We start from the raw sequence: 13,628 nt of genomic DNA, 5'->3' as shown, positions 1-13,628 counted from the left end.
ATTTTTCTTAATAAATAAACACCCAACAGCATATTTTTGCTGTTGGACAAGATGTGAGGTCTACCATGACAATTGAAAATATTAGTGCAAATAAGGTTTTTGGTGGTTGGCAGAAACAATATACCCATCAGTCAAAAACGTTAAATTGTGACATGCGCTTTGCTATCTATTTACCACCACAGGCATCAAGCGGTGAGAAAGTACCAGTGCTTTATTGGCTCTCAGGCCTTACTTGTACCGATGAAAACTTTATGCAAAAAGCAGGTGCTTTTCGCATGGCTGCAGAGCTAGGCATTGCGATTGTAGCCCCTGACACTAGCCCTCGTGGTGACGATGTAGCAGATGATGATGGTTATGATTTAGGTAAAGGTGCAGGGTTTTATGTCAATGCTACCCAAGCCCCTTGGAATAAACATTATCAAATGTACGACTATATTGTGAAAGAACTACCTGCATTAATTGAGGCAAGCTTTCCTGTGTCAAACAAGCGCGCCATTAGCGGTCATTCAATGGGTGGGCACGGCGCATTAACTATTGCGATGCGAAACCCTGAGCGATATTGCTCAATGTCAGCGTTCAGCCCTATTTGTAATCCGGTAAATGTACCTTGGGGGCAAAAAGCTTTCACCGCGTATTTAGGCAAAGATAAAAGTACATGGCAGGCTTATGATGCAAGTGAATTAATGCGACAAGCAACGCAGTTTTTACCCGCTAAAGTTGACCAAGGTGGTGCTGACAACTTTCTTAAAGAGCAACTTACGCCTGAACTATTAGAAGCTGCAGCTAAAGCCAGTAGTTATCCTTTAGAGTTGGCTATTCATGAAGGTTATGATCACAGCTACTACTTTATTTCATCGTTTATTGAAGAGCATTTGCGTTTTCATGCTAAGCATTTAGCTAAATAACCTCAGTTTGCCATAAGAAAAGCTTAAATAAACGCTTAACATGCCTTATTGTAATGCCGTCGTATATTCGACGGCATTTTTCTGGGTGTATTTAACTACAGCCACTCACATCTAATTGCTTAACCTCAATAGATATATGTGATATTTGTGGCATATCTTTCTGAATAAGTTGTTTGTAATCGCTTATTTCAGCGGTATTACTAACCTCTAACGATAAGATAAGCGCTTGATGCATAGCTGCTACTCGCCAAAGATGAATATCACGAACTTTGGTTCCCTTTACAGCAGTCACAATACGTACCACATCAGATAAGCCAGAACTTGTTGCAGTTTTATCCAATAGCACATGGCTTGACTCTTTAATTAATCCATAAGACCAACGAGCGATAACCAACGCGCCAACTATTCCCATTAAGGCGTCCATCCAAATCAAACCAAAGTACTTACCCGCTAATAGCGCAACTATTGCTAATAATGAGGTTAATGTATCAGCCAGCACATGGAAATATGCTGCTTTTAAATTATGATCATGGTTTTGATGCTTAGTGTCGAGAGTATGATCCAGTGAGTGGTCGTGATGGTGATGGTGATGGTGATGGTGATGGTGATGGTGATCATGTAGCATGTACACAGATATCACATTAACTATCAATCCTATAATGGCAACAGCGATGGCTTCATTAAAATAAATGTTTTGGGGCTGTAGTAATCGATGCACAGACTCTACACCCATAATTAACGCAACAATTGCCAACGCTACTGCGCTAGCGAATCCCCCTAAATAATTAACCTTTCCTGTTCCAAAACTAAAGTCTCTATTATTTGCATGTTTTTTAGCATAATTATAAGCAAAAATAGTAATTAAAAAGGCAGCAGAATGGGTGCCCATATGCCAACCATCAGCAAGTAAAGCCATAGAGCCCGACCAAATTCCTGCGGTGACTTCAAGGATCATAACAATGGTAGTCAACCAAAATACTTTCTTAACTTTATTGACGTTACTTGTATTTGCTACACCAAAGTCGTGAGCATGTTTCCAGTCAATATTACTTTCTTTTTTCATCTAACATCCAAATAAACTGATACATAAGAGGTGAATACCTCGACATCAATAGCGTCAACAAAACACTTTGTGTATACTATACCCCAGTATACTTGCTTTCAAGTTCCGGAATATTTATGTCACACAGCGTTGCCGATAAAAAAAAGTTACTCAATCGCGTTAAGCGAATTACAGGACAATCAGTGGCATTAGAAACCACATTACAAGGTGAGCCAGATTGTCTCGCTGTTTTACAACAAGTTGCCGCCATAAAAGGTGCTGCAAATGGTTTAATGAAAGAAGTGTTAGAAAACCATTTACGTGAGCACTTAGGTGCTAACGATTTAACCAATGAACAACGCTCACACGAAGTTGAACAAGTTATTCATATTCTTAAAAGTTACTTAAAGTAGTAGAAAAAAATGATTGAAGTCATTGCGCTTGCAATAGCATTAAGTATGGATGCATTTGCTGTGTCCATTGGGCTAGGCTCAAAACGAACACAGTCTATAACAGCACTAGCATTAATATCAGCATTATACTTTGGTTTTTTCCAAGCAGTTATGCCTTTAATTGGCTATGCCGGTGGCATAGGAATTTTGGGCTTGTTGAATGATTATCTCTCTTGGGTTTCGTTTCTATTATTACTCATAATTGGGGGGAAAATGATTTATGAATCATCAAAATCAAATGGACAAGATGAAATAGTAAACATAACACATAAAATTATGCTTTTACTTGCCGTTGCAACAAGCATAGATGCTATGGCTGCTGGGGTTACATTGACGATATTAGAAGTTAACCCTTTTGTCGCCTGCTTAATAATTGGGATTACTACTTTTGCCTTCAGTTGGGTTGGTGTTTTCGTTGGTGCAAAAAGTGGTACCTGGCTTGAGAATAAAGCAGAATTTTTTGGAGGGATTGTTTTAATAGCCATTGGTATAAAAATATTATTGCCTTTGTAAAGTTAACAAATCCACGATTATAAACAGCTTCAAATTGATAAATTTACCTAGTACTGTTAGTATTAATGCAATGATATTTTATTTATCAAGGTGTTAAGTGGGGCATACAGCATTAGGTTTTAAGGCGTTAACACGGGAACATCAATTAACATATAATATTGATGACTCAATAGTTACCCTTAATGTTGATGATAATAAAATTCCTGCCCTTTCTGAGCTTGTTAATTTTCAAAGTCGTTATTTTTATCAAAAAAATAGATATATACCTTTCCGAACTTTTCACCACTCTCAGCTAGGCGATAAAAGTTCACACACACCATCGAATATTATTATTAAAAATAACACTTCATCAAGTAGCACTATTCACCCTCTGCTAGCCCAAAGAAAATTAACAATTCAATCAAATAGCATTAATAATGATTGGTTTTTGGTAATACACTCACCAATTGATCAATTATTGCAGGACAACTAAATAGTTTAACTATAAGGTTTAAACACTTTAAAACGGAACAAACGTGAATATCGATAGCGAAGCATCGTCAAGGGAAGCAATAAAAACAAGCATTCAAGAAATGTCAGATAAACTGAATGAATGCTTTTTAACACACTCAATTCAAATGCTAATGCGCGAAAGAGCCAAGCATTTTGATCACCTGCTTTTACAATTATGGCAGCACTACCAACTTAATGCAGATAATCTTTCGCTTAATGCGGCGGGTGGATATGGTCGACAATCGCTTCATCCCCATTCAGATATAGATTTAGCCATTATTTATAACGGCAAGCTTTCTTCTGAACAGCAAGAAAATCTTTCTTTGTTCTTAACAAAATTATGGGATTTTGGTGTTGATATAGGTCATTCTGTACGTTCGATAGATGAATCGCTCAGTTCAGCTAAAAACGATATAACTATTGCGACTAACTTACTTGATATTCGTCATTTATCAGGTGCGGAGCAACATGCAGAAACAATACGCATTAACCTATATCAAAACCATTTATGGTCTAGCGAGTCTTTCTACCATGCAAAAATTGCTGAGCAAGACGCTCGCCAGAAAAAAGCGAAAGATACGTCGTTATATTTAGAGCCTAATTTAAAAAACAACCCTGGTGGCTTACGTGACGCGCACACAATTATGTGGATCGCGCAAAAACACTTCTCTGTTGAAAACGCTAATGCCCTTCCAAGTACTGGTTTTTTGCAACAGGACGAATTAGCAGAGTTAAGTGAGTCTTACGATTTTATTTGCCGCGTTCGATGGGCATTGCATTCAGTAACTAATAGCCCACAAGAAACGTTATTATTTGAACATCAAGCCGATGTAGCAAAGTTTATGCATTTTGGTAGTGGTGATAATAGCCAAACAGCTATTGAGCGTATGATGAAGCAATTGTTCAGAGCCATGACCCGTGTGCGAGAACTAAATCAGATGATCAGTGATTCTTTCAGACTTGATACACTTAATGGTAGAGCAACCGAGAAAAACATCATAATAGATGAATACTTTATGGTGCGAGATAATTTAATTGAAGCTCAATTTGAACACGTTTTTATTAACAAACAACAAGTTATTCGATTATTTAAACTAATAGCTGATAACAAAAACATCGACGGAATTGCGCCACAAACCCTGCGGTTACTTCGTCAAACACGACGTGGTTTGCTAGGTGAGCTGCAAGACTATCAAGGCTGCCGTGAAGAATTTCTCGCGATTCTTGCTCATCCAACCGGTACACAAAAAGCACTTGCACTTATGCATCGTTATGGAATTTTAGCGTCTTACTTTCCTCAGTGGCGACATATTGAAGGGCAAATGCAATTTGATATGCACAATGCCTACACTGTTGACGAACACGCCTTTAAAACACTGCAATTTATTGACTCGTTTAAGCGCAACAAAGACAAAACAAGCCTAGCCTACGCTGTTTGCCGAAGTATAAAAGATGAATTAGGCTTAAAATTTGCCGCTTTATTCCATCACTTATCAGGTATTCAAGCCATAGACAAAAATATGTTAAGTGCCATGCAGGCAAAAGAAATAGCCGATTTACATCAGTTAAAAAACTCTTCCATCAATCGAATTCAATGGTTAATTACCAACCAAGATTTACTTGTTTCAGCTATTCAAACACAAAACATTAATGAACCCGATGAAATAAAGCGACTCGCTCAACTTATTGGCTCTCAAGAAAAATTAAATTCGTTATATATTTTGACCATGGCTGACATGATGGCAACCAATGAAAATTATTTTAACGATTGGCATGAGTATCAGTTGAATCAAATATATATGTTTATTCGTGATGCGTTAAACCAAGGCTTAGAGAATATTTTTGCTGCCAGACAAGTGATACGTGAAAATAAACAAGATGCTCGAAAGCTATTAATTGAATTAGGCCTTAGCGAAGTGCAAGTTAATCATTGCTGGGCAGTATTGCCCAATAACTTTTTTAGTCATAACTCTTTGCCTGATATTGTAAGTATTACATCTGTATTAGCCAAATCGTTAGGCGATGAAAAAGTGTTTTCTATTGAAAATAGCGATCAAAACATTACCTCTTTAGTGGTTTATACCAAAGACAGACCTAAGTTGTTTGTTGACTTATTTAAAACATTTTCAAGCTCTAAATTACGAGTGAAAGACGCGCAAATAATGCGTACGAAAAATAATTATGCATTAGAAATTTTTAGACTGCTTGATCATGACGATGAACCACTTGACGATGAATATCGATTACAATCTGTTATTGAGCGTATTGAGCAAACTCTAACGAATGAGTTTACTCCTTCCTCTTTGAGTACACCTTTATATGTTAGAAACTTCGAGCACACCCCAAATATTGAACTACTTAAAACAACAAGCAAAAATAAAGCATTACTTAAGGTTAATACGTTAGATGATCCAAGTTACATTGAGCAAATTTGCCACTTATTCTCTAAGCATAATTTTTTTATACATTCAGCTAAAATTAGTACACTTGGTGAAACTACCGAGAATGTATTTTTAGTATCTCATGCAAATGCTGAAGGTGAAAAACAACCTATAGAGCATGAAAAACTAGTCGATTTATTAGCAAAAGAGATTTCTTAATTCGTGAGTTCTACTTACCTGTGAATGTAGGCTAGATTGATATTGCTGCTCGTAAAAAAGCATAAATGCAGTAAAAAAACTAATACGGCCTAAGGTTTTTCTCTAATGCTATTGTCCATAGGCGCTATTTCTAATACTGGCGATGCATCAAGTTCATTCGCGTCCATCATAGTCGCGATACGTTGCATTGAAGACAGCAATAGCGACTGCTCCCAGTCTTTTAAAGAACAAAACTTATCAATAAAGTGCTCTTGCAATGGTTGCGGAGCCCCCACTAGGCACTCTTTACCTTCGTCTGATAAATAAAGGCCAACCCGTCTTTTGTCTTCTAAGCTTCTTACTCGGTGAATTAAATTTCGTTTTTCCAATCGATCTAAAATGTTGGTAACCGTAGCCGCACTTACATTAATATTTTTGGCAATTTGGCTCGCCATAACACCTGAGACTTGTGAAATTTCTTTCATAATCAACAATTGCGGACCAGTTAAACCTGAAGACTTATTTAGTTGTTTTGAATGAAGGTCAATCGCTCTGATCACCTTTCTTATAGAGACAAGTAGCTCTTCATATTTTTCCATAATTAACCCAGAGGTATCACATTAATAGATTGTATAAAATTTGTGTGATGAGGATAACATTTGCCTGTTAGCTTGTAACTTTTTATTGTTAGGCCCCTCCTATTAATTACGTATAAATAAGGATATTTAAATAATGGGTTGATCAAATAGTTTTCGCCCCTCTGTTAATAAATGCTGTACCGCTGGGTGCTTTACTTTACGTTCTGGTGAAATCAAAAAATATTGCTCATTAATCTCATCTGTTTTACCAATTAAAGCCACATTAAATTGCTCAATAATATGCTTTTCAATAATCGTTGGCGCACAAAAAACACCGTAGCCTGCTTGGCCAAAATAATTAGACAATACAGAGTCATCAAACTGACCAATAATTGTCGGTGAAATTTTAAGTTGGTCAAACCAGGCACTAGCACTTAAGTGTTGATTAGATCCCTCTCCTGCCGTAAAAAAAGGATAGTTATCAAGTGAGTAAGGGAAATTATCACGTAATGTATCAGCAATAGTTTTATGGGCAAAGAAACTAAAGCCACTTTTTCCTACAAGATGACTATAGACTTTAAGGCGTGAGCCAGACTTTAAAGGAGAGTCGGTTAAAATAGCATCGAGCTTATTAGTGGCTAGCTCGCCTAATAACACATCTAAATTTGTTTCTTTGCACACCAATTTAATCGAGTCGTCCATCTCATAAATAGCTTTTAAGAAGTTAAACGAAAACACCTTTGCAATTACATCAGATACTCCGATAGAAAAACGAGCAGAAAAATCGGTCGAATGGTTTTTCAATGAGTGCATCAACTCATCACCCAAGCTAAAGATCTCTTGAGCGTAACTTAATGTTGTACGGCCCATTTCATTAAGCACTAAACGCCGGCCCTTACGCTCAAATAAATGATACCCCAACTGATCTTCTAACAAACTAAGCTGAGCGCTAAGTGTTTGTGGCGTGATATGCAGCAGCTTTGATGCTTTAGCAATACTACCGTGCGTGGCAATGGTATAAAAGTAATGCAGATGATGAAAATTTAACTTCCCCATTTAATCTCCCCAATAAAACAATGCGTTACTTACAACACTATCAATTTTAAGTTGTTATTAACACAACTATAGTCGACTTTTATTGCCTACGATGTTTGCTATAAAGTATAAGAACAAACCAAAAGGAGAGGCCATGCCAGAGAATATTCTCGTTCAACGATGGAAACGATTTATAAAAACAGATGCTAGCTCAGGTATTATTTTAGTAGTTGCAGCTGCACTCGCCTTGATAATGGCGAATAGCTATTTCAGTTATAGTTATAATGCGTTTCTTGAATTTCCAGTAAGTATCACTTTAGGTGACTTTGCTATTCGTAAACCACTGGTTTTGTGGGTTAATGATGGCTTAATGGCGCTGTTCTTTTTTGTGGTGAGTTTAGAAATTAAGCGTGAGTTACTCTATGGGCAACTGTCGAACCGTGACCAAATAGTGTTACCTTTTTTAGCAGCCGTTGCCGGAATAATTTTCCCTGCTTTGATCTATGTTGCTTTTAACTACCACGATGCAATTGCCATGAATGGATGGGCAATACCTTCTGCCACTGATATAGCCTTTGCACTTGGTATTTTTATGTTATTTGGCAAGCACTTACCCCCTAGCCTAAAGTTATTTTTATTATCTGTTGCCATTATTGATGATATTGGTGCTGTCATTATTATTGCTCTTTTCTACTCACAAGATTTAGCACCCTATTCGTTAATTGTTGCCAGTGTAGGCTTAGTTTTGCTGTTTATATTTAACCGACTTGAGCTTGAAAATAAAACACCTTTCATTCTTGTTTCAATTGTAGTTTGGGCCGCGGTATTAAAATCTGGTGTTCACGCAACACTTGCCGGTTTTGCTGTTGCTTGGTTCATACCCATTGCGCGAAAAGAGTCTGAGTCAATGTCTTATCAAGTAGAGCAAGGTTTGCACCCTTGGATTATATTCTTCGTGCTACCTTTATTCGCTTTTGCTAATGCAGGTGTTGGCTTAACAAATGTGTCAGCGGATAAGCTATTTACGCCAATTTCTATAGGCATTATTGGCGGGTTATTTATTGGTAAGCAATTAGGTATTTTTACGGCTTGTTTTATTGCAATTAAGTTGAAACTTTGCCGCATGCCTAAAGGCGCTACATGGTCTCAGCTATATGGCGTATGCTTGCTTTGCGGCGTTGGCTTTACCATGAGTTTATTTATTGGCTCATTAGCATTTGAAGAACAAGGCTTAGCTTATCAAACACAAGTAAAAGTTGGTGTTTTAGTTGGGTCATTAATCTCAGCAGTGGCTGGTACTTTATTAATTCGCAAATCATCAAAGTTAAAGACAGCCACTATAGATAGCGCCACCGACAAAAGTAGTGAATTGTTTAAATTAACTGAAGGAGAAAACAAATGAACACCCTAAAAAGCTTTATTTTTACAGCGCTAGCGCTAATGCTATTAGTAAGTCCATTAAGTGCGTTTGCTAACTTTAAGTCTGCAATTATCGACTCATGTTCGACGTATCAGCAAGATAGCAAAAAGGAAAAAATAAATGCCTGTAAATCTTATATTGACGGCTTCATCGACTCGTCATTAATTACTGACGATGCCGTGATAAAGCCAAAAGCTCAAATATCACAACAGGCAGAGCCTAAAAGTGATTATTTGAAGCGAGCTTATCAAACGCGCTTACTAACCACATCGTCGATGTTAGATAATGAGCAGGCGCATGAATTTTGTATTCCAAGAGAATTAGACCGTCAATCAATCGCTTCAAAAGTAGCTCAATCTATTGATATACAAAAGTTAGAGCACAAAACTCTCAAAGAGGTTTTGCTTGAAACCTTAATTATTAATTTTCCTTGTCAACAGTAACAAGGTTGTTAATAAAAGTTATGTCTGTGCTATTTAGGGTGTCTATTTCAAACGAATAAAAATAGGCACCTTTTGATTATAGGAACATTTTTACAAATAAAAGCGTATAAACACAAGTCATACCAAACCATTTAAGCAAGTAGCCGAGTAACGATAATATTTACGAAATGGTACTAAACCCCAAACAGGGCTAGATTTTACCCTAAGTTCAAAGATATACTAACAATCGCTTGTTATGTATAACTTGATAATAAATGACATTTTTACCAATCTTAAGGTCTCAAAATGAAAACCCTTTTACTTTAAATTTCTTTTCGAGATTTTTAGTCTTTATTGTCATCTTTCAAGTTATTGTTTATTGCATTCATCAAAGTCAGTTACTGTCTTATGCTGTACAACTTGCAATAAGCCATAGTGTTGCTTTTTTTTACTCGTTAGTAGCAGACATAACAATAATTGTTGATGGTAATCACCTAATACATAGTGATTCCCCTCGATTTTTAATTGTAGACAATGAATGTACTGGGTTAATGCTGTTTGCTAGCGTTAGCGCTGTTATTATGAGTTTTAAGCAACCTTTTACAGCACGGTTAAAAATGGTATTACTGGCTGCTGTGTTATTGTATTGTGAAAACATGCTACGAATTGCACACTTATTGTTTGAAGTAAAAAAAGATAATAATCAATTTGAGTTTTACCACCTGTATGTTTGGCAAATTATTAATTTTCTAACGGCATTACTTGTAATTACCGGTGTAGAGCGTTTATTTGGAACTAAAGAGGTTTAAATGAATAGAGTGCTTGTTGTCATTCTAACGTTATTAATTATGTCTACTCCTTTATTTGCCTTTGCGGGTGGTGGCGGTGGTGGCGGCGGTACCGGTGGCAGTGGTTCTAGCGTTCCGGTAATGAACTCACTATTTCATCTTTTATTTGTGGTGATCGCGCTCACTATTTATCGCAAAAAAAAGTAGTATGGCGCTATCATTAGCTTCTTTTCAGAGTTGCTTTAAACGTACTGAGCGTAACCTACAAATATTCAGCCTGCTTATGGGGCTGCTTACCATCTTGTTTTTTTATCTAGCGTTCCCAAGCGGTGGTGTGCCAGAGTTAGCCTGGTTTACTCTCGTGCCTGTGCTTTTTGTGCTAAACAAATTGTCGTTACGTAATGCGTTTATGCTGGGATTGCTTGCTGCAACTTTAGGTTGGTTTGTGAGTATTTGGTGGGTTATTGCAGGCCTTGCCGAAATAACCTCTTCCTCAGCGAATATCATGCTACCTTTTGTGCTGTTATTTTGCCTGCTATCAGCACTACCTTACGCTGTAGCCTGCTGGACACATGTGCGCTTTAAGTTTGGCCACTCAATAAGTGGCGCATTTTTCTCAGCAATCGTATTTACGGTGCTCGTCAATTACATTCCGCATATTTTACCCGGAAATTTAGCCCATGCACTTTATCAACAGCCCATTTTTATACAATTAGCAGATATAGGTGGTGTGGCTTTAGTATTTTTTATTATTCATGTGATCAATATCCTTATTGCCAATGGTATTAATTTCTCAACATCAAACACAACTAAAGCAACTCAATGCTTTGGCTTAGCGTGTTTACTATTTTTGGCTAATATGGCTTATGGTAGCTATAAACAGCACGCACTATTAAATTATGTAGACGCTCCAACAAAAACGATTAAAATAGCCATGTTGCAGCCTAACATTGATGTGAGTAACCGTAGTCGCATTGATTGGAAAAATGCTCAAGCTACAATATCGCAACTTTTAACACAGGTGAATAAAGAACAAGGGATTGATTTAATTATATTCCCTGAAGTTCCCGTACCAATTTCATTTCAACATTATCAAAACGACGGACTATTTTTTAATCGTTTTTTAGCAGAAACACCATTATTATTAACCGCAATAAGTCCGTTTGATGAATCGACAACGCAAGATGTTAGCTATTTTAATACGATGGAACTTATTGAGAGTAATGCCGTTCAACAAGAATACGCCAAGCAAGTACTGTTACCTTTTGGTGAATATTTACCCTATGAACAACAATTCCCTTGGCTTAGAAAAGTATTTCCATTTGCGCCGAATTATAAGCCTGGTAATACTTCCACATTGTTTACCCTTAATAACGCTCAAGGTGAGTCGATACAAGCCATTCCATTGATCTGCTACGAAGCTGTTTTTTCAGAGCAAATTGCCGCTGGAGTTGCCCAAGGAGGTGAACTAATGATAAATACATCTAATGACGCTTGGTTTTTTCAAACCGCGGGAAGAAAGGTGCATTTAGCTTTGTCTCTGTTTCGCAGTGTTGAGTATCGCCAGTATTTGGTAAGGGCGACCAACACCGGCTTAAGTGCGGTGATTAATCCGTATGGCCAAATAGTTGAAGGGTCTGAAATTACTGCTGATACGCAAGGTTATTCTGTGGTTGATATACCGATTGAAAAGCACTCAAGCTTTTATCAAATGTTTCCAAATTTTATAAAAATTATATTTATATTAATTTGCTTTGTATTTTTAATTTACGCAAGGGTAAAAAATGTTAACCGTTAACAAACAAGTAGAAACCATAGTAGCTGAGTATACGGATATACCCGCTGAAGAGTTTGCTCTGGCTACTTCCTTTAGCGATTTAGCAATTGATTCGCTATCTGTTGTTGAGATTGTTTTTGATATTGAAGAAACCTTCGATATTAAAATTCCTAATGAAACAGATCTTCAAAGCAAAGGGTTTTCTGTTGAGAGTTATAACGATATATTAAAAATAGTACTCGCATTGGTAAAAGAAAAAAAATCAAATGAATGAAGATATTGTCGTTACTGGACTCGGCTGCATTAGTGCTGCAGGTAATAATTTAATTGAATTTGAAGATCAATTATTTAACCAAAATAATCACGACAGCATTGGTCCTATATCACTATTTCCTTGCTCAGCTACTGATAACTTCATTGGTGCAGAAGTAAAAAACTATCAAGCAAGTGACCACTTTGCCAATAACCAGCTAAAACTACTCGACCGTTACGCACAATTTGCCGTTATTTCAGCACAAGAGGCAATACAACATTCAGCAATTGACTTTACACAATGCGATTTAAGTCGAGTAAGTGTTGTACATGGAACAAGTATTGGCGGGCAACAAACTATTGAGTCTTCTTATGCTCAGTTGTTTGAACAAGGAAAAACCCGAACACACCCTTTTACCGTACCTAAATTGCTGCCAAGTGCTGCAACTAGTCAAATATCGATACAATATGGCATAACCGGACCTAGCTTTGCTACATCGTCGGCTTGCTCTTCTTCTGGCCACGCTATTGCCATGGCTGTACTTATGCTAAGAAGTAACCTTATTGACGTTGCAGTTGTTGGTGGCGCCGAAGCATGTATTACCAAAGGCAACTTTATTGCTTGGGATGGATTGAGAGTATTGTCAAATGATACGTGTCGCCCATTTTCTAAAGGCCGTAGTGGATTAGTTATTGGTGAAGGCGCAGGTACGCTGATATTAGAAAGAAAATCTTTTGCGTTAGCGCGCAATGCGAATATTCATGCAAAAATAACAGGAATTGGCATGAGCTCTGATGCACACAATGCCGTGCAACCATTAGCAAAGGGCGCTCAACAAGCAATGCAAGCAGCATTAACAGACGCTAAACTCAATGCCACAGCGATTGACTATATAAATGCTCATGGCTCAGCGACCAACCAAAACGATCTAACCGAGAGTTCGGCAATTAATGCTACATTTAAGCATTCACCTTGGGTTTCATCAACAAAGTCAATTCATGGCCATGTACTTGGGGCGGGGGCAGTAATTGAAGCAATAGCCACAATTCTTGCTCTTAAAAAACAACAAATACCACCCACGGCAAATGTTAAAGAACAAGATCCCCTGTGCGCTATTAACCTTGTAGCAAACAAAGCGCTAGCAACACAAGTTAATAAGGCGCTGAGTAATTCATTTGCTTTTGGTGGCTTAAATGTCTCGTTAATATTTGAACAAGACATTACATAAACAACCTCAACTCGGGATAATAAATAGCTCTCTAGCAGCTATTTTTCCTTACCTCTGCGTTAAATTCATAAATAAAAGAATAATATTCTTAATGAATTTGCCTTGAATGAAGAAAAACTATCAAGCTAGTGAGTTGCTACAACC

At 37.3% G+C, this 13,628-nt stretch carries 15 protein-coding genes; 12 read left to right on the top strand and 3 right to left on the bottom strand.

What is annotated here, in order from left to right:
- Positions 1–65: 65 nt before the first annotated feature.
- Positions 66–905, top strand: a complete 840-nt coding sequence (gene fghA / locus QUD79_RS00760; protein WP_184422126.1) for an S-formylglutathione hydrolase — start codon at positions 66–68, stop codon at positions 903–905.
- 91 nt (positions 906–996) lie between these two features.
- Here the strand turns inward: fghA and dmeF are convergent, their stop codons facing one another.
- Entirely contained in the window at positions 997–1,968 is a 972-nt protein-coding gene (gene dmeF / locus QUD79_RS00755) for a CDF family Co(II)/Ni(II) efflux transporter DmeF (RefSeq protein WP_184422144.1), read from the bottom strand.
- Positions 1,969–2,084: 116 nt separating this feature from the next.
- On the opposite strand from dmeF, the gene QUD79_RS00750 reads away from it, so the two are divergent.
- The 4 genes from QUD79_RS00750 (at position 2,085) to glnD (ending at position 6,004) form a co-directional block, all read left to right on the top strand.
- Positions 2,085–2,360, top strand: a complete 276-nt coding sequence (locus QUD79_RS00750) for a metal/formaldehyde-sensitive transcriptional repressor (RefSeq protein WP_184422147.1) — start codon at positions 2,085–2,087, stop codon at positions 2,358–2,360.
- A gap of 9 nt (positions 2,361–2,369) precedes the next feature.
- Positions 2,370–2,912, top strand: coding sequence for a manganese efflux pump MntP (locus QUD79_RS00745; RefSeq protein WP_184422150.1), 543 nt, complete (start codon positions 2,370–2,372; stop codon positions 2,910–2,912).
- 97 nt (positions 2,913–3,009) lie between these two features.
- The gene (locus QUD79_RS00740) at positions 3,010–3,384 is read left to right on the top strand and encodes a hypothetical protein (RefSeq protein ID WP_184422152.1); all 375 of its coding nucleotides are present in this window, start codon (positions 3,010–3,012) and stop codon (positions 3,382–3,384) included.
- Positions 3,385–3,427: 43 nt separating this feature from the next.
- Positions 3,428–6,004: a [protein-PII] uridylyltransferase gene (gene glnD, locus QUD79_RS00735; RefSeq protein ID WP_286289446.1), complete on the top strand. Its 2,577-nt coding sequence runs from the start codon at positions 3,428–3,430 to the stop codon at positions 6,002–6,004.
- Positions 6,005–6,093: 89 nt separating this feature from the next.
- On the opposite strand, the gene QUD79_RS00730 is transcribed toward glnD, so the two are convergent.
- The gene (locus QUD79_RS00730; RefSeq protein ID WP_184422155.1) at positions 6,094–6,582 is read right to left on the bottom strand and encodes a MarR family winged helix-turn-helix transcriptional regulator; all 489 of its coding nucleotides are present in this window, start codon (positions 6,580–6,582) and stop codon (positions 6,094–6,096) included.
- A 126-nt stretch (positions 6,583–6,708) separates the two neighbouring features.
- On the bottom strand, positions 6,709–7,617 hold the full coding sequence (nhaR, locus tag QUD79_RS00725) for a transcriptional activator NhaR (RefSeq protein WP_184422158.1): 909 nt from the start codon (positions 7,615–7,617) through the stop codon (positions 6,709–6,711).
- 133 nt (positions 7,618–7,750) lie between these two features.
- Between nhaR and nhaA the strand changes: the two genes are divergently transcribed.
- The 7 genes from nhaA to QUD79_RS00690 all read left to right on the top strand — a co-directional run bounded on the left by nhaA (position 7,751) and on the right by QUD79_RS00690 (position 13,484).
- Positions 7,751–8,998: a Na+/H+ antiporter NhaA gene (nhaA, locus tag QUD79_RS00720; protein ID WP_184422161.1), complete on the top strand. Its 1,248-nt coding sequence runs from the start codon at positions 7,751–7,753 to the stop codon at positions 8,996–8,998.
- Positions 8,995–9,459 carry a Rap1a/Tai family immunity protein gene (locus QUD79_RS00715; RefSeq protein WP_184422164.1) on the top strand — a complete coding sequence of 155 codons (465 nt, stop codon included), beginning with the start codon at positions 8,995–8,997 and terminating at the stop codon, positions 9,457–9,459. The genes nhaA and QUD79_RS00715 overlap by 4 nt, the downstream gene beginning before the upstream one ends.
- Before the next feature lie 254 nt (positions 9,460–9,713).
- A complete protein-coding gene (locus QUD79_RS00710; protein ID WP_184422166.1) occupies positions 9,714–10,247 on the top strand; it encodes an archaeosortase/exosortase family protein in 534 nt (177 codons plus the stop codon).
- The gene (locus QUD79_RS00705; RefSeq protein WP_184422169.1) at positions 10,248–10,433 is read left to right on the top strand and encodes a hypothetical protein; all 186 of its coding nucleotides are present in this window, start codon (positions 10,248–10,250) and stop codon (positions 10,431–10,433) included.
- 1 nt (position 10,434) lies between these two features.
- Positions 10,435–12,024, top strand: coding sequence for an apolipoprotein N-acyltransferase (gene lnt, locus QUD79_RS00700; protein ID WP_184422172.1), 1,590 nt, complete (start codon positions 10,435–10,437; stop codon positions 12,022–12,024).
- Positions 12,011–12,277 (top strand): acyl carrier protein, encoded by a 267-nt coding sequence (locus tag QUD79_RS00695; protein ID WP_184422175.1) that lies wholly within the window; start codon positions 12,011–12,013, stop codon positions 12,275–12,277. Before lnt ends, QUD79_RS00695 begins: the two co-directional genes overlap by 14 nt.
- Positions 12,270–13,484 carry a beta-ketoacyl-[acyl-carrier-protein] synthase family protein gene (locus tag QUD79_RS00690; RefSeq protein WP_184422178.1) on the top strand — a complete coding sequence of 405 codons (1,215 nt, stop codon included), beginning with the start codon at positions 12,270–12,272 and terminating at the stop codon, positions 13,482–13,484. Before QUD79_RS00695 ends, QUD79_RS00690 begins: the two co-directional genes overlap by 8 nt.
- Positions 13,485–13,628 lie beyond the last annotated feature (144 nt).

The organism is Thalassotalea piscium (assembly GCF_030295935.1).
GTDB lineage: Bacteria > Pseudomonadota > Gammaproteobacteria > Enterobacterales > Alteromonadaceae > Thalassotalea_B > Thalassotalea_B piscium.
This window is presented reverse-complemented; position numbering and strand designations above follow the sequence as displayed.